Below are 24,143 nucleotides of genomic sequence, written 5' to 3' on the forward strand. Positions count from 1 at the left end.
TGATGGACGGCTACATCGACAGCGCCGAGCGCACGGCCGAAGCGATGCGCGACAACGCCTACCACACGGGCGACATCGCCACGCGCGCTGCCGACGGCTACATCACCTACGTCGGCCGCAGCGACGATGTCTTCAAGGCTTCCGACTACCGCATCAGTCCGTTCGAACTGGAGAGCGTGCTGATCGCGCATCCTGCCGTCGCCGAAGCGGCCGTCGTGCCCAGTCCGGATCCCGTGCGGCTGGCTGTGCCGAAAGCCTTCATCGTGCTGGCGCCGGGATGCGAGCCGGGCCGCGCCGTGGCCCGCGAGCTGTTTGGCTTCCTGCGTGAACAGCTGCCGACCTTCAAGCGCATCCGCCGCATCGAGTTCGCCGAGCTGCCCAAGACCATCTCCGGCAAGATCCGCCGGGTGGAGCTGCGCGCCAACGAGGCCGAGCGGCGCGCGGGTGGCACGCGCGGCGCGCTGGAGTTCTTCGAGGAAGATTTCTTCGGGGTGTGACGGCGGTCGCGGATTGCGGGCGAGGCCCGCAATGACATCCCATGCATTGCGGCAAACATGTTGGCCTCCTCCTACAGAGGCCGCACTGCCCGCCCGCCACACTTTTTGCCCGACCGGCCTTCGCCGTGCTCGGCCCTTGGAGAAATCGCATGAGCAAGAAAACGACTGGCGACCAGATGCTGGAGCGCCTGCATGCCTGGGGTGTGCGGCGCGTGTTCGGCTATCCCGGCGACGGCATCAACGGACTGATGGGCGCTTTCCACCGCATGGGCGAGCGCATGCAATTCGTGCAGGCTCGGCACGAGGAACTGGCCGCCTTCATGGCCTGCGCGCATGCGAAGTTCACCGGCGAGGTGGGCGTGTGCATGGCCACCTCGGGCCCGGGCGCGATCCACCTGCTCAACGGCCTCTATGACGCGAAGGCCGATCACCAGCCGGTGGTCGCGATCGTGGGGCAAGCGGCGCGCTCCGCGATGGGCGGCGACTACCAGCAGGAGGTCGACCTGATGAGCCTCTTCAAGGACGTCGCGCACGAGTTCGTCCAGACCGCGATGGTGCCGGACCAGATCCGCCACCTGGTCGACCGCGCGGTGCGCATCGCGCGCGATCAGCGCACCGTGACCTGCATCATCGTGCCGCACGACCTGCAGGAGCTGGAGGCGGTGGAGACGCCCGCGCGCGAACACAACACCGTGCACAGCGGCATCGGCAGGACCGGCCGCAGCGTGGTGCCCTCCGCGTCCGGCCTGCACGCGGCGGCCGACGTGCTGAACGCCGGCAGCAAGGTGGCGATCCTGGTCGGCGCCGGTGCGCTGGAGGCGACCGACGAAGTGATCGAGGTCGCCGAATTGCTCGGTGCCGGGGTCGCCAAGGCCCTGCTGGGCAAGGCGGCCTTGCCCGACGACCTGCCCTTCGTCACCGGCGCCATCGGCCTGCTCGGCACGCAAGCGAGCTGGCAGCTGATGAACCAGTGCGACACGCTGCTGATGATAGGAACGAGCTTCCCCTATTCCGAGTTCCTGCCGGCCGAAGGCAAGGCGCGCGGCGTGCAGATCGATCTCGATGGCCGCAAGCTGGCGCTGCGCTATCCCACCGAGGTCAACCTGGTCGGGGACAGCCGCGAGACTCTGCGCGCGCTGATCCCGCTGCTGCAACGCAAGGCCGACCGGGGCTGGCGCGAAACCATCGAGAAGGAAGTGCGGCAGTGGTGGGACGTGCTGCAGGCGCGTGCCATGAACGCTGCCAACCCGATCAATCCGCAGCGCGTCTTCTGGGAGCTGTCGCCCCGCCTGCCGGACAACTGCATTCTCACCTGCGACTCGGGCAGCACCGCCTTCTGGTATGCGCGCGACCTCAAGGTGCGGCGCGGCATGAAAGCCTCGCTCTCCGGCGGCCTGGCCACGATGGGGCCGGCAGTGCCTTATGCGCTGGCGGCGAAACTGGCCTATCCGGAACGCGTCGTGATCGGCATCAGCGGCGACGGCGCCATGCAGATGATCGGCATCAACGGCCTGGTGACCATCGCGCATCGCTGGCGCGACTGGTCCGATCCGCGGCTGGTGATCCTGGTCCTGAACAACGGCGACCTCAACATGGTGACCTGGGAACAGCGCGTGATGTCCGGCGACCCCAAGTTCAAGGACTCGCAGGTGCTGCCCGCCTTCCCGTATGCGGAGTACGCGCGCAACCTGGGCCTGCTCGGAATCCGCGTCGACCAGCCGGAGGCGATCGCCGGCGCGTTCGACGAAGCGCTGCGTGCCGACCGCCCGGTGCTGGTCGAAGTAGTGACCGACCCCAATGTGCCGCCGCTGCCGCCTCACGTCGCAGCCAAGCAGGCGAAGTCGTATGCCAAGGCCATCGCCCACGGCGATCCCGACTCGGTGCAGTTGGTGATCGCCACGGCCAAGGAGTGGTGGGACGGGCTGGTGGCCGGGCGCAAGGAGTGAAGCGCCAATCGATGTCATTGCGGGCTTGACCCGCAATCCATGACGGCGTTCGATCAACCGCCGCGTGGATCCCGGGTCAAGCCCGGGATGACATCCGAATACTGCTCCGGGATAACGTCCGGAAGCATGTCATTGCGGGCTTGACCCGCTATCCATCGGCGTAGATCAGCCGCGCCGCCCGAACAGCAGCCCCGCGACCGCGGCCAAGCCCAGTGCCGCGAGCCCCACCTCCGTGCGATGCGTGGTCAGCCAGAACTGCGAACTGTCCGCGTGCGCCTGCGCGTCGAAACGTCCGTGCGCGCCGTGGTCGCCCGGCACCGGCTCCCACAGGTTGTCCTTGCGGCCTGGCGGCAGCGGTTCGTCGGTGTGCTGGCCGTCGACGGCGGTGCGCCCCAGCATTTCATCGAGCAGGCCGGGAATGAATTTCGTGCCGACAATGGCTTGCACGGCGGGCCATCCGACCCACAGCTCGCGGCGCCTGTGCGTCGCCGCGAAGTAGACGGCGCGCGCGGCCAGCTCGGGCTGGAAGATCTTGCCCATGGGGCGCGGGCGCTTGGTGAGATTCGTGCGGCCCCAGTCGAACTGCGGCGTGTTGAAGGCCGAGAGCTGCACCATGGTCAGGTGCACGCGGCTGCGGTCGTGCACGAGCTCGGAGCGCAATGAATCGGTGAAGCCGCGGATGGCCGCCTTGGCGCCGCAGTAGGGCGCCTGCAGCGGGATCGAGCGATACGCCAGCGCCGAGCCGACCTGCACGATCGTCCCGCGGTTGCGCGGCTTCATGCGGCGCAGCGCCGCGAGCGTGCCCCACACCGTGCCGAAGTAGGTGACCTCGGTGGCGCGGCGAAAGTCGGCCGGCGGAATCGACAGCGCCTCGGTGAAGATCGTCGCCATCGCATCGTTGACCCAGACATCGATCGTTCCCCACGCCGCTTCGACCGCGGCGGCTGCCGCTTCGACCTGGTCTTCGTCGGCGACGTCGGTGGGCAGCTCCAGCGCCTCGCCACCGAGCTCCTCGACTTCGCGCCGCGCGCCGGCCAGGCCATCGACGCCGCGCGCAAGCAGCGCCACGCGCCAGCCATGCCGGCCGAACTCCTGCGCGATCGCGCGGCCGATCCCGGCCGAAGCCCCCGTCACCACCACCACCGGCCTGCCGCCGTGCTCGTTCATGGATGTCGCTCCAGTTGCTGCGGCTGCTGGAAGGCCGCGGGTTGTTCGGAACGGGTCGCCTGTTCCAGCCCGCCCAGCACCAGCAGGATGCAGAAGGTGGCCAGCGCCACTGCCGCCACGATGCGCAGCAGCGCCCCGGCGCGCGCGAGCCCCATGAACAGCGTCACGACGATCGCCGACTTCACGACGGCGATGGCCAGGCCGGCCAGCGCGTTGCCAATGCCCAGGGGCAGGTAGGCACTGCCCAGGCTGGCCAGCATCAGCGCGATCAAGGCGAGCCAGGCGATGCCCAAGTGCCGGACGTGCCGGCGGAAGTCGCGATCGTTCATGCGTGCCGCTCCACCAGGTACAGCAAGGGATAGAGAAAGATCCAGACCAGGTCGACGAAGTGCCAGTAGAGGGCGACGGCCTCGACGCGTTCCGGCGTGGCCCAGCCCCGCCGCGCCGCGCAGGCCCGCGCGAACAGCAGAACCGCGGCGATGCCGCACAGCATGTGCACGGCGTGCAGCCCGGTCATCGTGAAATAGAGCATGAAGAACAGCTGGGCGCCGGGCTCGTGCAGCGTGAAGCCGGCGCCGGGGAACAGCCCCTCCTGCCATTCCATGCCGTACTCCAGGCCCTTGACGGCGAGGAACACGCCACCGAGGGCGGCGGTGGCCCAGAGCAGGCGCGCCGTCCAACGTCGATGCCCGTCATGGTGGACGCAGGCGACGGCCGACGCGATCAGCGCGCTGCTGGTGAGAAGCACGCCTGTATTCAGCGTGCCGAGCAGCACGTGGGTATGCCGGCTGGCCGACGCAAAGCCCGGCCCCGCATGCAGGCGCGCATATCCGTAGGCCGCGAGCAGGCCGCCGAAGAACAGCAGCTCGGAGGCCATGAAGATCCACATGCCGAGCGCCGGCGGCGCACCGCGCTCGGCGGGCAGGGTGGCCGGCACTGCGCTCACTGGACTACCCTCCGCACTACGCGCTGCGGGACTATTCGCCTTGGGGCGGCCCGGCGGCTCATGCGGGACTCCCCCGTGGCACCGTGGGGTCGTAGTCGTAGACGCGCTCGGGCGGCCGCGGCGCGGCGTCGAAGTTGTGCGTGGGCGGCGGCGAGGGCGTGGTCCACTCCAGGCCCTTGGCCTCGAAGGGATTACTGCCGGCACGGGCGCCGGCGCGCAGCGACCAGGCAAAGTAGAACAGCGGCAGCAGGTAGCCGATGGCCAGCACGACCGCGCCGGCCGAGGACAGCAGGTTCAGCACCTGGAACTCCGGCGGATAGCTGTGGTACCTGCGCGGCATGCCCTGCACGCCCAGGATGTACTGCGGGAAGAAGGTGAAGTTGAAGCCGAGGAAGACCATCACGGCGGCGATGCGCGCCCAGGTCTCGGGATACATCCTGCCGGTGGCCTTGGGCCACCAGAAATGCAGGCCCCCGAAGTAGGCCATCACGGCGCCGCCCACCATGATGTAGTGGAAGTGCGAGACCACGAAGTAGGTGTCGGTGAGGTGCACGTCCAGCGCCAGTGACGCAAGGAACAGTCCGGTGAGGCCGCCGATCGTGAACAGGCCGACGAAGCCCAGTGCATAGAGCATGGGCGCATCGAAGCGGATCGAGCCCTTGTACAGCGTGGCCGTCCAGTTGAAGACCTTGATGCCCGAGGGAATCGCCACCAGGAAGCTGAGCAGCGAGAACACCAGGCTGGCCGTCACCGACTGGCCGCTGACGAACATGTGGTGGCCCCACACCAGGAAGCCGATGCTGGCGATGCCGAGAATGGCATAGGCCATGAAGCGATAGCCGAAGATGCGCTGGCGCGCGAAGCAGGGCACGATCTCGCTGACCACCCCCATCGCCGGCAGCACCATGATGTAGACGGCCGGGTGGGAATAGAACCAGAACAGGTGCTGGAACAGCAGCGGGTCGCCGCCGAAAGCCGGATCGAACACGCCCACATGCAGCAGGCGTTCGGCGACCACCAGCAGCGCGGTGATGGCCAGCACCGGCGTGGCCAGCACCAGGATCACGCTGGTTGCATAGATCGCCCACACGAACAGCGGCAGCTTGAACCAGCCGAGGCCGGGCACGCGCTGCGCATGCACGGTGACGATGAAGTTCAGGCCGGTGACGATGGAGGAGAAACCGGTGATGAACACGCCGGCCAGCGCCACGCTCACCCAGCTGTTGGAGAACATCGTGGAGTAAGGCGTGTAGAAGGTCCAGCCGGTGTCGACGCCGCCCAGCGCCAGTGCCGCCAGCAGCGTCAAGCCGCCGGCGAGATAGAGGTACCAGCTCAGGAGATTCAGGCGCGGATAGGCGAGGTCGCGCGCGCCTATCATCAGCGGCAGCAGGAAGTTGCCCAGCACCGAGGGGATGGAGGGGATCAGGAACAGCCAGACCATGATCATCCCGTGGGCCGTGAACAGCTTGTTGTAGGTGTCGTGCGAGACGAGGTCGCCGGCGGGCGTGGCCAGCTCCAGCCGGATCAGCGTGGCCGCCGCGCCGCCCACGAAGAAGAACAGCGTGATCGACACCGCATAGAGGATGGCGATGCGCTTGTGGTCGGTGGCGAGCAGCCACGAACGCAGGCTGTGGCCGTCTTCGAGATAGGTCATCGCATCGCTCCCGCGCGCAGGTAGGCGATCAGCGCCTGGATGTCCTCTTCGCTCACCTGCCCGGCAAAGGAGGGCATCACCGGATCGAACCCTGCCACCACGTCCTTGCGCGGCAGCAGAATGGAGTCGCGCACGTAGTTGTCGTCCGCCACGACGGTGCGGCCGTCCTGCAGGTGCACCTGTCGTCCCAGCAGGCCGGCCAGCGAGGGTGCATGGACGGTGGAACCCGCCGCGTGGCAGCCGCTGCATCCGAGCTGCCGGAACAGCGCGAAGCCGTATTGCGCGACGCTGGGGCTGGAGGTGTCAGCAGCGAGCCAGCGCGCGTAGTCGGCCGGCGACAGCACCACGATGCGGCCGACCATCTGCGAGTGCTCCGAGCCGCAGTACTCCGCGCAGAACAGGTGGAACTCGCCCAGCTGCGAAGCCGTGAACCACAGGCCCGTGTAGCGGCCCGGCACCACGTCCTGCTTCAGGCGGAAGGCCGGCACGAAGAAGCTGTGGATCACGTCCTGCGAGGTCATCACCAGCCGCACCGGCTGGCCGAGCGGCACGTGCAGCTCGTTGATTTCGCGCCGGCCGTTGCGATGCTGCAGTTTCCACATCCACTGCTTGGCGACCACGTAGACCGGCAGCGCGTCGTCCGGCACCCGATAGAGCGCGACGAAGTCGTGCCCCGCCCAGACGAACAGGCCGATGAACAGCACGAGCGGAATGCTGATCCACGCGACTTCCAGGCCCAGCTTGCGGCCGACCCACCCGCGTTGCACCGTCGCGCCGTGGCGATAGCGCACGCAGAAGAAGACGATGGCCGCGCCGATCGCCAGCGCGATGGTGCCGCACAGCACCAGCATCGCGGTGAACAGCAGGTCGGTGCGACCGGCGATGGTGGAGGCGCTTTGCTGCAGCAGCCGGAAGCTGGCGCTCAGGCGGGCGTCGGTGTCGTTCATCGCCGGCCCCGTACCTGATGGCGCCAGGCGATGGCCACGAGTCCGGCCAGCGTGAGCAGGCCCGCCACGCGGGCAGCATCCAGCACCGCGGCGCTGTGTCGCCCCACGCTCGGCGCGAAGTGCGCGCACAGGACCGCCAGGCGCTCGCCGAGTCCGCCTATGCGTCCCTGGCCGGCCTCCGCCAGCGCGCTGCGCAGTTCTTCGGGCGTGAATTGCACGCCGTTCAGATAGCGCGCGACCATGCCGGCAGGCGTGGCCACGATTACCGTGGCCGGATGCGCGATCTCGCCCGCGGCGCCACCGGACGAGGGCGGCTGCGCCTGGTAGCGCAAGCCGATCGCTTGCGCGATGCGGCTTGACTGCGCGCCGTCGGCAACCAGCACGTCGAGGTGCAGCAGCGTGTCGGTGCCACGTGCGCCTTCGAGGAAGCTGGCATAGGCCAGGTCGAGATCGCGTCGCCGGTGCGCGTCGGCCGGTTGGTCGCCGGGAGCAATGCTGAAGACGACGATGCGCCAGTCGGAACGGGGCAGGCCGCTTTGCTGCAGGCCTTGCAGCAGGCCTTGCATCAACAGCCCGCACAGTTCGGTGCAGCGGTAGTACGCCGGCACGAGCAGCACCGGCTGGCCAGGATGGAAGTAGTCGCCCAGGCGCACCGGCTGGCCGAGGTCGTCGCGCAGGAGCGCGTCGAGCGGCAGCAAGGCGCCGGGCCGCTGCACCAGGCCGGCCTGCGGCGGCGACGGCAAGGCGAGCGGCTGCGCGCTGGCGCCGAGCGCCAGCAGCAGGAACAAAGCGGCGAGCAGGCGGATCAAGGCTTGCCTCCGGCTGGCTGCGGCGCCGAGGCCGCCGAAGCGGCCAGCATTGCCATCGCATCGGCAATCGGAATGCGCGCGATGCCGCGCTGCGCATCGAGCCAGGCAGCCGAATCCAGCTGGCGCTGCTGGTCGGCGCGGTAGCCCGCCAGGTCCGGTTGCGGCGCGCTTTGCAGCAGCGGGCCGGGCCGCAGCAGGTCGTAAGGCAGGCGCACGCGGCTGGTATCCGGCGGCATGCCCCATAGGTGCAGCAGCAGGAACACGCCGCCGATCACGGCCAGCACGGTGGCAGCGATGGCCAGTCCGCCCCAGAGCAGCGGCCGCACGGAGACATCACCCTGCATGTTGCAGCTCCCCCTCCGAGGGCGCGTAGGCTGCGCGCGATTTCCTTGCGGGCACAAGCATCAAGAGCGCGGCGCCCGCGAACAGCAGCGGGAACAGCCACCAGCCATGCAGCGTGTGCGGGTCGACCGAGGGCAGCACCGTCCAGGCGCTGTCCAATGCCGTGGCGGCCAGCAGCAGCATGGCCACGCGCACCAACCGGTGCGGCTGGTCCTTGATGCCGCGCATGAGGAGCGCGAGGAAGGGCAACACGAGTTGCACGATCACCAGCGCGAGCCCCACGCCGGCCCACCCGGTCTGCAGGCGCGGCACGTACCAGGCGATCTCGCGCGGCAGGTTCTCGGACCAGATGATCAGGAACTGCATGAAGGCCAGGTAGGCCGCGGTCATGACCCACATCAGCAGCAGGTTGCCCAGGTCGCGGCTCACCGGCACGTCGGGCTCCACGGGCCGGTGCGTTGCCTCGCCCGGCGCGCCGGGCGTCCACAGCACCGCCAGCGCCGCACCCGAGAGCGCCTGTGCCGACAGCACCACCAGGCCGAAGGCGGTGCTGAACCACCCCGGCACCAGTGACATCAGCAGGTCCACGGCGGCCAGCGAGGTGAGCAGCACGTGCAGGATCAGCGAGGCCGCGGCGCGTGCCTTGTGCAACAGCGAGGCCGGCTGCGTGATCCACCACCAGGCCAAGGCATAGACGACCAGTCGCGCAATGAAGAAGCCGGGCGACAGCCAGGCGCGCAGGAAGCCGGGCCGCGCGATGTCGCGCAGCCAGCCGCTGGCCGGATCGGCCCAGGGATAGAGCCACCGGTGCGCCACTGCCAAGGGTAGCAGCGCCAGCAGCAGCCAAGGCAGCGCGCGGCGCGCCGCGAGCGCGGCAGCCTGCACGGGTTCGCCCCAGCGCCCGCCCGTGAGCCGGCTCATCCAGCCATTGACGAAGGCGCCCAGCATCAGCCCCAGCGCCCACCACCACGCGGCCAGCCAGCCGGCCAGCAGAATGCGCGGAGCGAGCAGCGCACCGGCGACCGCCGCTGTCGCGACGAGCACCAGCCCCGCCAGGGATGCGCGCTTCATCGCTTGCCTCCCGGGCCATCCGACAGCTTGGCGCGCACTGCCGGCGGCAATTGCGCCGCGCTCGCGTTCTGACTCAATTGCAGCGCGCGGATGTAGGCGACGATCGCCCAGCGATCCGCCGGCGCCACCCGGTCGCCATACGAATGCATGATCCCGTAGCCCTTGCTGATCACGTCGTAGAAGTGGCGGTCCGGTGCGTCGCGCAGGCGCTGCTCGTGATAGCTGGGAGGCCGCGGGAAGCCGCGGCGCACCACCGGGCCGTCGCCGTCGCCGACCGGGCTGTGGCAGGGCAGGCAGTAGATGCCATAGCGCTCCTGTCCGCGCGCGAGCAAGGTGCTGGTGATCGCCGGCAATTGCGCGCTGTCCTTGGCGACCTGCCATTGCGTGGGCAGGTCGCGACCGGCGCGGCCGCTGCTGGTGGCCGCCAGCGTGCCGGCGGCCACGGGCACTGCGCCCGCCGGCGCCGGCCGATCGGCGCGGCCGTCCGGGAACAGGGCACTCGCTTCGTCGCGGTCGTAGCGTGGCTGGCGATACATGTCGTGCATGTGCCGCTCGCAGCCCGCCAGCAGCAGGCACGCGCAGGCGCAGCTTGCAAGGAGTCGGCTCACGGCTGCACCTCCACGCAGGCGATGGGCCGCAGGTCCTGCAGCAGTGCTCGCGCCTGCTGCGCGTGGAAGGCCGCGTCGTCGCTGCGCAGGCACAGGAAGAACCGGTTGCGGGTGGCGAGGTCGAAATCCGGTGAGCCGAACAGCGGATGCCGCAAGCGCGGCAGCCCGGCGCTCACGAGGAAGGACAGCACCGCGGCAAACGCCGCGCCCAGCACCGCGAGCTCGAAGCTCACCGGCACGAACATCGGCCAGCTATGCACCGGCCGGCCGGCGATGTTGACGGGGTAGTCGATCACCGCTGAATACCACTGCATGAAGTAGCCACCGGTGCCGCCCGCGAGGCCACCGAGGAAGGTGAAGAGCGGCACCCGATTGCGGGCACTCCCCAGGGCTTCCGCGAGGCCGTCGACCGGGAACGGCGAATACGCCTCGGCATGGCGGTAGCCCGCGGCGCGCACGGCACGCGCCGCGGCCAGCAGGGCGTCGGCGCTGGCGAATTCGGCCATGAGACGTGACGGCTCGCTCATCGCGCCTCCTTCACGCTCTCGCGCGCGAGCAGCCGCATCTCCGAAATCGAGATGGCCGGCAGCAGGCGGATGAACACGAGGAACAGCCAGGCGAAGGTGCTGATCGAACCGAGCAGGAACACCCAGTCCCAGGCGGTGGGAATGAAGCGGCCCCAGGAGGAAGGCAGGAAGTCGTGGGAGGTGCTCTGCACGACGATCAGCACCCGCTCCATCCACATGCCCAGGTTGATCAGCAGGCTGATGGCCAGCAGCAGCCCCGCGCTGCGCCGCACGCGCCGGAACCACAGCACCTGCGGCAGTGCCACGTTGATGGCGAGCATTGACCAATAGGCCGGTGCATAGAAGCCGGTCCAGCGATCCACCGTCATCGCGATCTCGTACTCGTCGCCGCTGTAGAAGGCCATGAAGATCTCGCTCGCATAGCCATAGGCCACGAGCGCACCGGTGGCAAGCAGCACCTTGGCCGCGTGGTCCAGGTGCACGGCCGTGATGAAGTCGTAGAGGTCGAAGGCGCGGCGCAGCGGGATGGCCAGCGTCAGCACCATGGCGAAGCCGGAGAACAGGGCGCCCGCCACGAAGTAGGGCGGGAAGATCGTGGAGTGATAACCCGGCGTGTTGCCGATCGCGAAGTCGAGCGACACCACCGAGTGCACCGACACCACCAGCGGCGTGGCGAGGCCGGCCAGCAAGAGGTAGGCCGTCTGGTGCCGCGCCCACTGGCCGGCCTCACCGCGCCAGCCGAGGGCCATGAGGCCGAAGACGATGCGCTTGAAGCGGGCATGCGCGCGGTCGCGCAGCGTCGCCAGGTCGGGAATCAGGCCCAGGTACCAGAACAGGAAGGACACGATGATGTACGTGCCGATGGCGAAGAAGTCCCACACCAGCGGACTGCGCCACTGCGGCCACAGGTTCATCCGGTTCGGGTAAGGCGCCAGGTAGTAGAACAACCAGGGCCGTCCCAGGTGCAGGATGGGGAAGGTGCCGGCCATGGCGGCGGCAAACAGCGTCATCGCCTCGGCGAAGCGGTTGATCGAGGTGCGCCAGCGCTGGCGCAGCAGCAGCAGGATCGCGGAGATGAAGGTCCCCGCATGGCCGATGCCGATCCACCAGACGCAGTTGGCGATGGCGAAGCCCCAGCCCACCGGAATGTTCACGCCCCAGATGCCGACGCCGGTGACGAACAGGTAGGTCGTCGCGCCGATGAACACCAGCGTGCCGGCGAGCGTGCCGAGAAAGGCCAGCAACCAGGGCCAGCGCACCGGCCGCGTCAGCACGAGGTCGCTGATCTTGTCGCCGATGCTGGCGTAGCCCCAGCCCGCGCGCAGCACACCGATGTCGCGCGAAGTGGTCGTGTGCTCGGCCGGCGTGCTCACTCGACTACCCCCCGCACTACGCGCTGCGGGACTATTCGCCTTGGGGCGGCCCGGCGGCTCATGCCTTCCTGGCCCCGGTGCGGGCGAGATAGGTGGTGCGCGGTTGCGTGTCCAGTTCCTCCAGCAGCACGTAATGGCGCGGCGATTCGCGCAGCTTGCGCACCTCGCTGGCGGGATTGCGCAGGTCGCCGAAATGGATCGCGCGCGTCGGGCAGACAGCCTGGCAGGCAGTGACCACGTCGCCGTCGGCCAGCGGCACGCCGGTGGCCTGCGCCTGCTGGCGGCCGCGGGCGATGCGCTGCAGGCAGTAGGTGCACTTCTCCATCACGCCGCGATTGCGCACCGTGACTTCGGGATTGCGCTGGCCCTTGAGCGACTCGGTCACCTCGTCGCTGTACTGCAGGAAGTTGAAGCGCCGCACCTTGTACGGACAGTTGTTGGAGCAAAAGCGCGTGCCTATGCAGCGGTTGTAGACCTGCACGTTCAGGCCTTCGCTGTCGTGCATGGTCGCGCCGACCGGGCACACCAGTTCGCACGGCGCCTTCTCGCAATGCATGCAGGGCACCGGCTGGAACACGCTGCCTCCCGGCAACTCGCTCTCGTAGCGGTCGACGCGGATCCAGTGCATCTCGCGGCCGCGCGCGACTTCCTCCTTGCCCACCACCGGGATGTTGTTCTCCGCCTGGCAGGCGATGGTGCAGGCGTTGCAGCCGATGCAGGCATCGAGGTCGATCACCATCGCCCAGGCATGCTCGCCTTGCGGGCTGGGCGGATAGAGCGACGCCAGCGACTTGGCCTCGGTGCGCCGGCCCGCGGGCAGCGTGCGCGCCGGCTCGCGACCGGCTGGATCCTGCGTGTTCTGCGTCAGCGCGAAATCGTGTCGGCCACCGATCCGTTCGAGGCGCACGGGCACCAGGCCCGAACCGATCGGCCGCAGGCGGTAGGCGTCGAAACCGACGCCGTTGCCCACACGCCCCGCCGACCGCCGGCCGTAGCCCAGTGGCAGGGTCAGCGCGCCTTCCGCGTGCAGCGGCTCGATCCACACGGGGGCCTCGACGCTGCGGTCGCCCTCGGTCACGCGCACGCGGTCGCCGGTGCTCACGCCCGCGGCCGCGGCGGTGCGAGGGCCGAGCAACAGGGCGTTGTCCCAGGTGTACTTGCCAAAGGGCCGCGGCAGTTCCTGCAGCCAGCCGTTGTTGGCGTGGCGCCCATCGAGGGTGGACGGGTCGGCGCTGAACACGGCGATCAATGCAGCCGATGCGGCCGGTGCCACGGAGGGCGGCGCGGTCGCCGGCGGCAGCGAGAGCGGCGCCATCGCGCTGCCCTCGACCACGCCGCGCTGCAGGCTGGCGCGCCAGCGCGCGTCGAAGTCGCCACCCCATTGCGCGCGCCAGCTCGCCTGCACGATGCGGTAGCCATCGCGCTCGTCGTCCTGCGCCAGCAGCGCCAGCACTTGATGCGGCGAGCGCGTGTCGTACAGCGGCGCGATCGCCGGCTGCAGCAAGGTGGCGCTGCCGTCGTGCGCGAGCGCATCGCTCCAGTGCTCGCAGGTGTGCGAGATCGGCAGGTGCCAGCCGCAGGCGCGCGCGGTCTCGTCACGCCAACTGCCCGCGTGGACCGTGAAGCGCACCTCCTGCAGTGCGCGCTCGAAGGCGAGCGCCGCGGGTGCGTCGTAGCCCGGATTGGCATCGAGCATCACCAGCGTATCGACGACGCCCAGGCGCATCGCATCCACCAGCTCGCCCAGGCTGGCGGCCTCCTTCGCCATCGCCAGCGGCGGCAGCAAGTCGAGGGTGCGGCCGACCGCGCCCAGGCGCTGGTGCAAGGCGTGCACGGTGGCATGACTGGCGGGGGAGAGGCAGTCGCCGGCGAGCAGCAGACTGTCGGGGCCGGCCGCGCGCAGGGCCGCGGCGAGTTCGTTGCCGAACGCAAGCGCCGCCGGCGAGATCGTGCCCGCGGTCGGTGTGCCGAGCAGCGAAGCGGCCAGCACCTGCACCACTTCGTCGAGCTGCGCCGGCGCCAGCGCAACGCGCCGATCCGCCCGCGCACCGAACAGGCCGGGCGCAACCTCTGCCGCGAACAGCGTGGGTGCGCGCTGCGCCGCGCGGGCGGCAGCCCAGTCCGCGGCGTGGCGCACGCAGCCCGGCCCGTCGCTGAAGGGATCCGCGCCCAGCGCCGCAATGCAGCGCGCCTTGTCCATGCGCGCGAGCACCTGCACGGCTTGTCCGAAGGCAGTGCGCGCGCCGGCCTCGGCCGCCGCGTTGTGCAGCGGCGCATGCTGATGCCAGCCCGCCTGCGGCAGGGCCGCGAGCCAGCGGGCGATCTGCGCGCGCAGCGTCGGCGAGGTGATCGGCCCGGTCAGCAGCCGCAAGCCTTCGCCGCGAGTGGCGCGCAAGCGGGGCGCCTCGTCGCGCCAGGCGGCAGTGAACGCATCCCAGCTCGATGCCGCGGCCGCCCGGCTGCGCGTGGGCTCGCCGGCGGCGGCCAGCCGCTGCATCACGGACTGCGAGCGGTCCGGGTCCCACAGGTCCAGCACCGCGCCCTGCGCAAAGGGATCGGTGGCGCCCAGGCTGGAGGGATGCGCCGGGTTGCCCTCGATCTTGATGGGGCGCCCCTCGCGCGTGCCGACCAGCACGCCCTGCGCGTGCCCCTCGCGCAGCACGGCGCTCGCGTAATACAGCGCATCGGAGGCGCCGCGCGCTTCCGGCATCTGTACCCAGGGATGGATACGCTCGCGCGGCTGCGGCGTGCAGCCGGCATTGGCCAGGGCCGCCGATGCAGCCATCCACGCCAGCGCGCGCCGGCGTGTGACGCCCGGCGGTGCGGCGGCGTGGAACACGAGGGGCTGTTCGTCCATGGGCGTCACCGGTGGCAGGTGGAGCAGTCGGTCAGGCGCTGGCGGCTTTCCAGGTGCATCAGTTGCGTGAGCTCCTGCGACTCACGCGCCGACACCGGGCCCGGCGGCATGCGGAACACGTCCTCGTGCGCATGCAGGTGCGGCGCCGGGTCGCGGTGGCAGCCCAGGCACCATTGCATCTGCAGGGGCTGCGCGCGCCAGGTGAGCGGCATCTGGTCGATGCGGCCGTGACACTCGTAGCAGGCGACGCCCTTGGCGACGTGCACGCTGTGGTCGAAGAACACGAAGTCGGGCAAGGTGTGCACGCGCTGCCACGCGATCGGGATGCCGGTGCGCGCGCTTTCGTGCAGGGGCTTGAGCACGTCGGCGTCCGGGTACAGCTGCGAGTGGCAGGTCAGGCAGATGCTGGTGCCGGGCAGGCCGGCATGGCGATCGGTCTCGACGCCGGTGTGGCAGTACCGGCAGTCGATGCCGTTGTCGCCGACGTGGTGCTTGTGGCTGAAGGGAATCGGCTGCTGCACCGGCCCGCCGATCTCCTGCACCGAACTCTCTCGCCAGACGCCCAGCGCCAGCAGCGCGGGGAAGCCGAGAAACAGCGCCAGCACGGCCAGCCGGATGCCGAGCACGAGCCGCTCGCTGAAGACCTGTTCGTGGGCGCTGCGCGGCATCGTCTCAGCACCGTGCGCGTTGCGCTTGCGCCGTCGTGACACGACCGGTCGGTTTCATTTGCCGGAAATCTATCACCGACCGTCTCTGCCGTGGGGCGGAAACGGCGTGAGCGAGGGACAAGCGCAAGGCCTGAAGAGCTATGCCCGCGGGCTTTGGCTGACGGGGCCCTTACCGCGCCACGATGCCGGCGTCGCGGATCACCTTGGCCCAGCGCTTCGTCGCGCGGGCGTGCCCTGGTAGCGCACGGGCAGCAGCCGCACGCCTACTGCGCGGACCGCTGGATCTGCCGCGCCAGCAGGCGGGCAATGGCTGGCCCGGTGGCCATCACGAAGAGCATGCGCAGCACCTGCATCGTCAACACGAAGGGCACGTCCACCGGCGACGAGGCCGCGATGATCGCCACCGAGTCGGCGCCGCCGGGGCTGGTGGCGAGGTAGGCCGTCAGCGGATCGATGTGCGCCCAATGCACCAGCGCCGCCCCGAAGGCGCCGCACAGCAGGATCAGCGTGAGCACCGAAGCCAGCACCTTGTGCAGCGAGCGCGCCGTGACGATCAGCACCTGCCGGTTGAAGCGCATGCCGATGGTCCAGCCCACGATGGCGTAGGCAACGGCCAGCAGGAGCGGCGGCAGTTCGATCGGGATGCCGAACACGTCCTGCAGCACGATGCCGGCAATCATCGGCAGCAGCAGGCCGCCGGCCGGCAGCCGCAGGCGCACGCCGATGGCCGCGCCGCCCAGGCCGACCAGCAAGGTGGCGAGCAGGCCCGGCCAGCTGGCGGGAGGCAGCAGCAATCCATGCGCGGGTGGCACCAGGTGCGGCAGCGTGCCGCCGGCCTTGCTGACCCACCAGTGAGACACCAGCGAGGCGGTGAAGGTCACGCACACCACGCGCAGGTATTGCATGAAGGCCACCAGGCGCACGTCGGCCCCGTGCGCCTCCGCCATGATCATCATCGCCGAGGCGCCGCCGGGTGCCGAGCCCCAGATCGCCGTGTCGCCGGGGAACACGTTCCAGCGCGAAAGCAGCCAGCCCAGCGCGTTGGCCAGCACCGTGACGGCAATGACCCCCGCGAGGAACGACGGCCAGTGCGCCAGCAGCGTGGAGCCGATCGAGGCCGGCACGCCGCGCGCAATCAGGCAACCGACCATGCCCTGTGCGGCAACGAAGGCCGTGCCGGGCAGGCGCACGTCGCGGCCCGAGACCGCCAGAGCGATCGCGGCCACCATCGGCCCGAGCAGGCGACCGGCCGGCAGGCCGATGGCGTCGAACAGCGCCGACAGCAGGAGGGACAGTGCGAGCAGGAAGGCCCAGCGGAGTTGTTGTCGGGTGGGCGTGAGGGACATGCGCGGGGCGGGGATTGCAGGGCGATTATCCGGGCAGAGTGGGCGCAGGCTCGCCGCGTGTGCACCGGCCGGGACGCACAGGGCCGCTGGATATAATCTTCGGTTGATCCTGAAAATGCGAATTCACTAGAGGACGCCATGAGCGACACGCTGGAAGAAGCCCACACCGGCCCGATCAAGACCCCCAAACAACTCCTGGTCACGGTGCTGTTTGCCTTCGTCGCTCCCGTGTTGATCATCATCGCGCTGGTGGCCTACGTGACCTCCGAGAACAAGCCGGCCGGCACCAACGAAGTCGAGAAGTACGTGCTGGGTGGCCTGACCGCGCAGGACCTGGAGCGCGGCGTCAACGAGCGCATCCGCAAGGTCGGCACCGTGGTGATCATGGATCCGAACCGGCCGCAGCGCACGGGCGAACAGGTGTTCAAGGCGCAGTGCACCACCTGCCACAGCACCGGCGCCGCCGGTTCGCCCAACTTCGGCGATGCCGGCGCCTGGGCCAATCGCATCAAGACCGGCTTCGACGCGCTGGTGAACTCGGCGCTGCATGGCAAGGGCGCCATGCCCGCGCAAGGCGGCGGCGAGTTCAGCGACCTCGAAGTGTCCCGTGCCGTGGCCTACATGGCCGATGCCGGTGGCGCCAAGTTCCCCGAGCCCGCCGCGCCTGCTGCTCCGGAGGCTGGTGCTGCCCCCGCTGTCACTCCGGTGGCGGCTGCCGGCGCGGCGCCTGCTGCTGCTCCCGCAGCAGCTGCCGCTGCAGCGCCGGCCGCTGCGACCACCGCGGTCGTGGCCGCTGCCCCGGCAGCGGCGGCGGCCCCCGCCGCTGCGAGCGGCAACGGCCAGGCAACGTATCAGCAAATCTGCATCGCCTGCCACGCGGCCGGTGTCGCTGGCGCACCGAAGTTCGGCGACAAGGCCGCCTGGGCGCCGCGGATCGCGCAAGGCCTGAACACGTTGCACAACAGCGCTTTGCACGGCAAGGGCGCGATGCCGCCCAAGGGTGGCAGCAGCGCCCCCGATGCCGACGTGATGGCGGCGGTCGACTACATGGTGAACGCGGCGAAGTAAGCGCGTCGCGCGCCAAGACAAAGCCGGCTCGCGCCGGCTTTGTCGCCTTGTTTTCGGATGTCATCCCGGGCTCGACCCGGGATCCACGACGGTGTCTGTTCAAGCGCCGCATCGATTGCGGGTCAAGCCCGCACTGACATCCGCAGGCGTCGCGCCCACCTCAGGCCGCGGGGCTCGCCCTCCGCCCCGCCACCGGACTCGGCACGAACGCGAAGCGCGTGGGCAAGTCCGCACCGCGCAGTTCCTGCGGCGTCCAGCGCCCCGACTCCACGGCCTCCACCGCCTGCACGACGTCCTGCGTGTGCACGATGCCGATGCCCAGGTCGGTGTCGAGATAGAGGCGACCCGTTTCGTCGGTGAAGCAGGCGCGCACCTGCGCGGGTCGGCCCGTGTGACTGGTCACGCCATCGCCAGCGGCCAGGCGCCACACCCAGGGCGTCGCCTGCAGTTCGACGTATACGCGCTGCGGCCCGTTCTGGAAGAACCACTGGCCGCCCTCGTCGCGGTCGTAGTTGCGATGGATGAAGTCGATCAGCTTCTCGTGCCGCAGCAGCGAGCCCTTGGCCTGCGCAAAGGCACCGGCCGCCTGGGTGCGGTCGTCGCGCATGTACCAGTTGCCGCGCTCGTCCAGGCCGAGCCAGCCGTAGCAATGCGGCACGTTGGGCCACTTGGCCATCGCCTGGCGCACGATGTCGTCCATCGCGCGATTATCGGCCGCCGCGTGTCAGTGCAGGAAGGCGTCGTAACCCGTCTTGAGGATCAGCGCGCTGACCACGAAGATGAAGACGCCGCGCACGAAGGAGGCGCCATGCTTGAGCGCCAGGTGCGTGCCCAGCAGGCTGCCGATCACATTGGCGATCGCCAGCGTCAGCGCGTACTGCCACCAGACGTGACCCTTGAACGCGAACAGGATCAGGGCGGCCAGGTTGGTGGCCGTGTTCAGCAGCTTGGCCGCGGCCGACGCATGCAGGAAGTCGTAGCCCAGTACCCGCACGAACAGGAAGACGAAGAAGCTGCCGGTGCCCGGGCCGAAGAAGCCGTCGTAGAAGCCCAGCACCAGTCCGATGCCGCACGCCGTCAGTGTCCGTGCCTGGCCGAACAGGCGCGGCGCGTGATCGCGGCCGAGATCCTTGCGTGCCAGCGTATAGAGCAGCACGGCGAGCAGCACGATGGGCAGCAGCTTGCGCAGGATGTCGGGCGAAATCGCGGTGACTGCCCAGGCCCCGGCAAAGCCGCCGCAAAAGCCCGTGGCCGCGGCCGGCAGCAGGCTGGGCCAGTGCATCTCGACCCTGCGGCTGAACTGGCGCGCCGCAATGGCGGTGCCCCAGATGGAGGCGCTCTTGTTGGTGCCGAACAGCGTGGCGGGGTGGGTGGTGGGGAACACCGCGAACAGCGCAGGCACCAGGATGAGGCCGCCACCCCCCACGATCGCATCGACAAACCCGGCCAGCACGGACGCCAGGGAAACCAGCAACAACTCCATTGGCGGGATTGTCGCATCCGGGCAAGAGGCGCCCGCCCGTCCCGCGCCCCAAAAAAAAGCGCCGCGAGTGCGGCGCTTTCGAGAGGGGTCGCGCGGCCTGCTTTGCAGTGCCGCCTGTTCGAATTCTTCGGGGGTTTGTCTCCTCGGTCCCTCGTCCTGTCGCTCCGGGGAGCAACGCGAGTGCATGAACTCTAACCGCATGCACACGGTTGGGGCATCGGGACTTTCCCGGCTCGTTCGACTGCCCGAAGCCGTGCATGGCGCGCCCCCATTGATACCTTCGACTGCACCACGCGGTCCCGTGTGGTGCGGGGCCGACGGGCGCCTTCTGCGCTGAGATGCCGAAGCAAGCCAGGCGCCCAACCGAAATCAGCAGCGCGCGTCCTGCGCGATCCACTCGGCGGCCTTCTCCGCCATCATCAGCGTCGGCGAATTGGTGTTGCCGCTGGTGATGGTGGGCATCGCGCCGGCATCCACCACGCGCAGGCCGGCCACGCCGCGCACGCGCATGCGGCCATCGAGCACCGCGCGCGGATCGTCAGCGCGGCCCATCCGCGTCGTGCCCACCGGGTGGAAGATGGTGGTGGCGATGTCGCCCGCCAGCCGTGCCAGGTCCTCGTCGCTCTGGTACTGCGGGCCCGGCCGCCACTCCTGCGGCTGATAGCGGGCCAGCGCCGGTTGCGCCGCGATCCGGCGCGTGACGCGCAGCGAGTCGGCGGCCACCCGCCGGTCTTCCGGCGTGCTGAGATAGTTGGTGGCGATCGCCGGCGCATCGGCGAACCTGTTGCTGCGGATGCGCACCCAGCCGCGGCTGGTGGGATTGAGATTGCAGACGCTCGCCGTGAACGCGTTGAAGCTGTGCAGCGGCTCGCCGAACGCATCGAGGCTCAGGGGCTGCACGTGGTATTCGAGATTGGGCTCGGGCTGGTCCGGCGAGCTGCGCGTGAAGGCGCCGAGCTGCGAAGGCGCCATGCTCATGGGGCCGCTGCGCTTGAGCGCGTATTCCATGCCGATCTTCAGCTTGCCCCACCAGCTGCTGGCCAGCGTGTTGAGCGTGGCGACGCCATCGACCTTGAACACCGCCCGGATCTGCAGGTGGTCCTGCAGGTTCTCGCCGACGCCAGGCAGGTCGTGCACCACCGGGATGTCATGCTGCTGCAGCAGCCCCGCCGGCCCGATGCCCGAGAGCTGCAGCAGGTGCGGCGAGCCGATGCTGCCCGCGCACAGCAGCACCTCGCGCGCCGCGTGCACCTGCACCATCTCCGAGCCGGTCCACACCTGCGCGCCGGTGCAACGCTGGACGCCATCCGGCCGCGTCTCGAAGTTCAGGCGCGCGACGTGGGCGCCGGTCCAGAGTTCGAAGTTGGCGCGCCCCGAGCACGCAGGCCGTAGGAAGGCCTTGGCCGTGTTCCAGCGCCAGCCGTTCTTCTGGTTCACCTGGAAGTAGCCGACGCCTTCGTTGCTGCCGCGGTTGAAATCTTCGCTGTGCGGGATGCCCGCCTCCTGCGCCGCCTGCGCAAACGCATCGAGCACGTCCCAGCGCAGGCGCTGCTTCTCCACGCGCCATTCGCCGCCCGTGCCGTGCAGGTCGTCGGCGCCCTTGTAGTAGTCCTCGTGCTTCTTGAACTGGGGCAGGCAGTTGTCCCAGGTCCAGGCGCCATCGCCGATGCCCTGCGCCCAGCCGTCGTAGTCGCGCGCCTGCCCGCGCATGTAGATCATGCCGTTGATGCTGGAACAGCCACCGAGCGTCTTGCCGCGGGGATAGCGCAGCTTGCGGCCGTTGAGCCCTTCGTCCGGCTCGGTGTAGTACAGCCAGTCGGTGCGTGCGTTGCCGATGCAATAGAGATAACCGACCGGAATGTGGATCCAGTGATAGTCGTCCTTGGTGCCCGCCTCGATCAGCAGCACCCGCTTGGCAGGATCCGCCGAAAGCCGATTGGCCAGCAGGCACCCCGCCGTGCCCGCACCGATGATGACGTAGTCGAAGTTGTTGTCGCTCAATCTCGGGTCTCCTCAGGCGCTCTGTGGCGGCTCGTCGAACTCCCAACGACCGGACGCAGAAAACGCGGAAGTTACGCAGAAGGCGCAGAAAAGACAAAGAAATCTTCAATGTCTTCTTCCGCGTCTTCTGCGCTACTTCTGCGCCTTCTGCGTCCGGTTGCTGGAATTCAGTTCGGCGTCGGCATCACGAACTCCGCGCCCTTGCCGATCGACTCCGGCCAGCGTTGCATGATCGATTTCTGCTTGGTGTAGAAGCGCACGCCTTCCTCGCCGTAGGCATGCATGTCGCCGAACAGGCTCTTCTTCCAGCCGCCGAAGCCGTGCCAGGCCATGGGCACCGGAATCGGCACGTTGATGCCCACCATGCCCACCTGCACGCGGCGGCTGAATTCGCGGGCCACGTTGCCGTCGCGCGTGAAGCAGGAGACGCCGTTGCCGTAGTCGTGGGCGTTGATCAGGTCAACCGCTTCCTTCAGGTCCTTCGCGCGCACGCAACCCAGCACCGGGCCGAAGATCTCCTCGCGGTAGATCTTCATGTCCGGCGTCACGCCGTCGAACAGCGTGCCGCCCAGCCAGAAGCCCTGGTCGCAGCCGGCGCCGATCTGTGCACGATCGAACTTGCGGCCGTCGACCACCAGCTTCGCGCCTTCGCTCTCGCCCTGCGCGATGTAGCCGGTGATGCGCTGGTGCGCGACGGAACTGACGATCGGACCCATCTCCGCATCGAGCTCCACACCGTTTTTCACTTTCAGTGAAGCGGTGCGCTCGGCCAGCTTGCCGATGATCCTGTCGGCGGCTTCGCCCACCAGGATGCCCACCGAGATCGCCATGCAGCGCTCCCCGGCGGAGCCGAAGGCCGCGCCGATCAGCGCGTCGACGGCCTGGTCCATGTCGGCATCGGGCATCACGACCATGTGGTTCTTGGCACCACCCAGCGCCTGCACGCGCTTGCCGTGGCGCGCGCCGGTCTCGTAGATCTTCTGCGCGATCGTGGTGGAGCCGACGAAGGAGATCGCCTTCACGTCCTCGTGTTCCAGCAGCGCGTCGACCGCTTCCTTGTCGCCCTGCACCACGTTGAACACGCCATCGGGCAGGCCCGCTTCCTTGAGCAGTTCGGCCATGCGGATGGAGGGCGTCGGATCCAGCGGGCTGGGCTTGAGGATGAAGCAGTTGCCGGCGGCGATCGCCACCGGGAACATCCACATCGGCACCATCACCGGGAAGTTGAAGGGGGTGATGCCGGCCACCACGCCCAGCGGCTGGCGCAGCGTCCAGTTGTCCATGCCGGTGGAGACCTGGTCGGTGTAGTCGCCCTTGAGCAGCTGCGGAATGCCGCAGGCGAACTCCACGATGTCGATGCCGCGCGCGACTTCGCCCTGCGCATCGGTGAAGACCTTGCCGTGTTCGGCCGTGATCATGTGGGCCAGTTCGTCCCGATGCCGGTTCAGCAGTTCGAGGAACTTGAACATTACCCGCGCGCGCCGGATCGGCGGCGTGTCCGCCCAGGCCGGGAAGGCGGCCTGCGCCGAGGCGACGGCCTGCGCCACTTCCGCCGCGTTGGCCATGGCCACGCGTGCGCTCACCTGGCCGGTGGCGGGATTGAAGACGTCGGTGCGCCGGCCGCTCTGGCTCGGCACGAGCTTGCCGGCGATCCAGTGTTCGATGCAGGTCTGGGTGGCGGGGGGGCGGGAGCTGTCGGGAGCGTTCATGGGGAGTTCCGCGTTGGGCCTTCTGCGTTGGGGTTCGTAGGTGGGCTGCGCGGTAGCGCAGCCCACCAAGCGGCCGTCCAGTCTAGGCCCGCTCGCGCCTTTTGCCTATCCGCCGCCGCCGATCACATTGTTTGCCAAAATGAACAATCCGCCATGACCAAAACCGCCCCCTCCCCCGAATTCGCCGACCTGCACCTGCTGACCGTGCTGGGCGAGACGCGCAGCTACACGCAGGCGGCGCGGCGGCTGGGGATTTCCAAGGCTTCGGTCAGCACGCGCATCGCCGATCTCGAACGCGCCGCCGGCGTGCCGCTGGTGCGCCGCACCACCCGCTCGGTCGCGCTCACGCAGGCCGGCCAACAACTGGCCGACGAAACGCGCGCATCCTTCGAACGCATCGCGCAGAGCTTTGCCGGCATCCGCGACCTGGCCGGGCATCCCCGCGGATTGCTGCCTGTCACCGCGCCGGTGGCGCTCGGGCGGCAGGTGGTGGCGCCGACGCTGCCGGCCTTCCTGCAGCAGTACCCCGAGATCCGACTGGAGCTGGACCTGAACGACCGGCTCGCGAACCTGCCGCAGGAGGGCTTCGACCTGGCGATCCGGCACACGCAGGCACCGCCGGAGACGCATGTCGCCTGGCAATTGTGCGGCTCGCGCTCCCTGCTGGTGGCGAGCGCGGAATACCTCAGGCGTCACGGGCGGCCGACGCATCCCTCCGAGCTGAGTGAGCACGCCTGCCTGCTCTATCTGCGCGACACGGCGGGGCAGAGCTGGTCGTTCGAGCGGGGCAGCGGGCGCAAGGCGGAGCGGGCGGTGGTCGCGGTCGACGGGCCCTTGCGCGCGAACAACAGCGAGGTGCTGCGCGACGCCGTGCTGGGTGGCCTGGGCGTCGGGCTGCTGCCGGATTTCAGTGCGACGATGCATCTGGGGCCGAGGCAACTTGTGCCGGTGCTGCCCGAGTGGCGGCCGCTGGGCTTCTTCGGCGATTCGATCTACGCGATCCGCCCGTGGGCGCCGCAGGTGCCGCGGGCGGTGCAGTGCTTCGTGGATCACCTGAAGGCGGTGTTCGCGCAGGGCTTCCGCGTGTAGGCTGGGTTCGCGCAGCGACCCCAGCGATGTGCGCC

The 24,143-nt window shown here is 69.3% G+C and carries 21 protein-coding genes and 1 pseudogene; 4 read left to right on the plus strand and 18 right to left on the minus strand.

What is annotated here, in order from left to right:
- Both JWP60_RS25805 and JWP60_RS25810 read left to right on the plus strand, forming a co-directional pair.
- Window positions 1-497, plus strand: a pseudogene (locus JWP60_RS25805) (AMP-binding protein); the annotation flags it as partial.
- 149 nt (window positions 498-646) lie between these two features.
- Complete coding sequence (locus JWP60_RS25810; protein WP_299798180.1) at window positions 647-2,443, plus strand: thiamine pyrophosphate-requiring protein; 1,797 nt, start codon at window positions 647-649, stop codon at window positions 2,441-2,443.
- A gap of 165 nt (window positions 2,444-2,608) precedes the next feature.
- On the opposite strand, the gene JWP60_RS25815 is transcribed toward JWP60_RS25810, so the two are convergent.
- From JWP60_RS25815 to JWP60_RS25880, 14 genes are all read right to left on the minus strand, one after another.
- Window positions 2,609-3,610 (minus strand): SDR family oxidoreductase, encoded by a 1,002-nt coding sequence (locus JWP60_RS25815; RefSeq protein ID WP_299798183.1) that lies wholly within the window; start codon window positions 3,608-3,610, stop codon window positions 2,609-2,611.
- On the minus strand, window positions 3,607-3,939 hold the full coding sequence (locus JWP60_RS25820; RefSeq protein WP_299798186.1) for a cytochrome C oxidase subunit IV family protein: 333 nt from the start codon (window positions 3,937-3,939) through the stop codon (window positions 3,607-3,609). Before JWP60_RS25820 ends, JWP60_RS25815 begins: the two co-directional genes overlap by 4 nt.
- Window positions 3,936-4,556 carry a cytochrome c oxidase subunit 3 gene (locus tag JWP60_RS25825; RefSeq protein WP_299798189.1) on the minus strand — a complete coding sequence of 207 codons (621 nt, stop codon included), beginning with the start codon at window positions 4,554-4,556 and terminating at the stop codon, window positions 3,936-3,938. Before JWP60_RS25825 ends, JWP60_RS25820 begins: the two co-directional genes overlap by 4 nt.
- 58 nt (window positions 4,557-4,614) lie before the next feature.
- Window positions 4,615-6,210: a cytochrome c oxidase subunit I gene (gene ctaD / locus JWP60_RS25830; RefSeq protein WP_299798193.1), complete on the minus strand. Its 1,596-nt coding sequence runs from the start codon at window positions 6,208-6,210 to the stop codon at window positions 4,615-4,617.
- The gene (gene coxB, locus JWP60_RS25835; protein ID WP_299798196.1) at window positions 6,207-7,157 is read right to left on the minus strand and encodes a cytochrome c oxidase subunit II; all 951 of its coding nucleotides are present in this window, start codon (window positions 7,155-7,157) and stop codon (window positions 6,207-6,209) included. The genes ctaD and coxB overlap by 4 nt, the downstream gene beginning before the upstream one ends.
- Complete coding sequence (locus JWP60_RS25840) at window positions 7,154-7,966, minus strand: hypothetical protein (protein WP_299798199.1); 813 nt, start codon at window positions 7,964-7,966, stop codon at window positions 7,154-7,156. Before JWP60_RS25840 ends, coxB begins: the two co-directional genes overlap by 4 nt.
- Window positions 7,963-8,310 (minus strand): hypothetical protein, encoded by a 348-nt coding sequence (locus JWP60_RS25845; RefSeq protein WP_299798202.1) that lies wholly within the window; start codon window positions 8,308-8,310, stop codon window positions 7,963-7,965. Before JWP60_RS25845 ends, JWP60_RS25840 begins: the two co-directional genes overlap by 4 nt.
- Entirely contained in the window at window positions 8,300-9,379 is a 1,080-nt protein-coding gene (locus JWP60_RS25850; RefSeq protein WP_299798204.1) for a hypothetical protein, read from the minus strand. The genes JWP60_RS25845 and JWP60_RS25850 overlap by 11 nt, the downstream gene beginning before the upstream one ends.
- The gene (locus JWP60_RS25855) at window positions 9,376-9,987 is read right to left on the minus strand and encodes a cytochrome c (RefSeq protein ID WP_299798207.1); all 612 of its coding nucleotides are present in this window, start codon (window positions 9,985-9,987) and stop codon (window positions 9,376-9,378) included. Before JWP60_RS25855 ends, JWP60_RS25850 begins: the two co-directional genes overlap by 4 nt.
- Entirely contained in the window at window positions 9,984-10,514 is a 531-nt protein-coding gene (locus JWP60_RS25860; RefSeq protein ID WP_299798210.1) for a DUF3341 domain-containing protein, read from the minus strand. Before JWP60_RS25860 ends, JWP60_RS25855 begins: the two co-directional genes overlap by 4 nt.
- Window positions 10,511-11,887, minus strand: coding sequence for an NrfD/PsrC family molybdoenzyme membrane anchor subunit (nrfD, locus tag JWP60_RS25865; protein WP_299798213.1), 1,377 nt, complete (start codon window positions 11,885-11,887; stop codon window positions 10,511-10,513). Before nrfD ends, JWP60_RS25860 begins: the two co-directional genes overlap by 4 nt.
- A 58-nt stretch (window positions 11,888-11,945) precedes the next feature.
- Window positions 11,946-14,744 carry a 4Fe-4S dicluster domain-containing protein gene (locus JWP60_RS25870; protein WP_299798216.1) on the minus strand — a complete coding sequence of 933 codons (2,799 nt, stop codon included), beginning with the start codon at window positions 14,742-14,744 and terminating at the stop codon, window positions 11,946-11,948.
- A gap of 5 nt (window positions 14,745-14,749) precedes the next feature.
- Window positions 14,750-15,412: a cytochrome c3 family protein gene (locus tag JWP60_RS25875; protein ID WP_299798219.1), complete on the minus strand. Its 663-nt coding sequence runs from the start codon at window positions 15,410-15,412 to the stop codon at window positions 14,750-14,752.
- 263 nt (window positions 15,413-15,675) lie between these two features.
- A complete protein-coding gene (locus JWP60_RS25880; protein ID WP_299798222.1) occupies window positions 15,676-16,758 on the minus strand; it encodes an AbrB family transcriptional regulator in 1,083 nt (360 codons plus the stop codon).
- Window positions 16,759-16,896: 138 nt separating this feature from the next.
- Between JWP60_RS25880 and JWP60_RS25885 the strand changes: the two genes are divergently transcribed.
- Window positions 16,897-17,826 carry a c-type cytochrome gene (locus JWP60_RS25885; RefSeq protein WP_299798225.1) on the plus strand — a complete coding sequence of 310 codons (930 nt, stop codon included), beginning with the start codon at window positions 16,897-16,899 and terminating at the stop codon, window positions 17,824-17,826.
- Between the two features lie 160 nt (window positions 17,827-17,986).
- On the opposite strand, the gene JWP60_RS25890 is transcribed toward JWP60_RS25885, so the two are convergent.
- From JWP60_RS25890 to JWP60_RS25905, 4 genes are all read right to left on the minus strand, one after another.
- On the minus strand, window positions 17,987-18,526 hold the full coding sequence (locus JWP60_RS25890) for a DUF2946 family protein (RefSeq protein ID WP_299798228.1): 540 nt from the start codon (window positions 18,524-18,526) through the stop codon (window positions 17,987-17,989).
- A 24-nt stretch (window positions 18,527-18,550) separates the two neighbouring features.
- Entirely contained in the window at window positions 18,551-19,309 is a 759-nt protein-coding gene (locus JWP60_RS25895) for a TSUP family transporter (RefSeq protein WP_299798231.1), read from the minus strand.
- A 369-nt stretch (window positions 19,310-19,678) separates the two neighbouring features.
- Window positions 19,679-21,310, minus strand: coding sequence for a GMC family oxidoreductase N-terminal domain-containing protein (locus JWP60_RS25900; RefSeq protein WP_299798234.1), 1,632 nt, complete (start codon window positions 21,308-21,310; stop codon window positions 19,679-19,681).
- Window positions 21,311-21,477: 167 nt separating this feature from the next.
- Window positions 21,478-23,019 carry a CoA-acylating methylmalonate-semialdehyde dehydrogenase gene (locus JWP60_RS25905; protein ID WP_299798237.1) on the minus strand — a complete coding sequence of 514 codons (1,542 nt, stop codon included), beginning with the start codon at window positions 23,017-23,019 and terminating at the stop codon, window positions 21,478-21,480.
- 153 nt (window positions 23,020-23,172) lie between these two features.
- Here JWP60_RS25905 and JWP60_RS25910 point away from each other — a divergent pair, with 153 nt between their 5' ends.
- Window positions 23,173-24,108 carry a LysR family transcriptional regulator gene (locus JWP60_RS25910; protein ID WP_299798239.1) on the plus strand — a complete coding sequence of 312 codons (936 nt, stop codon included), beginning with the start codon at window positions 23,173-23,175 and terminating at the stop codon, window positions 24,106-24,108.
- Window positions 24,109-24,143: the final 35 nt, after the last annotated feature.

Source organism: Ramlibacter sp. (assembly GCF_028291745.1).
Lineage (GTDB): Bacteria > Pseudomonadota > Gammaproteobacteria > Burkholderiales > Burkholderiaceae_C > Ramlibacter.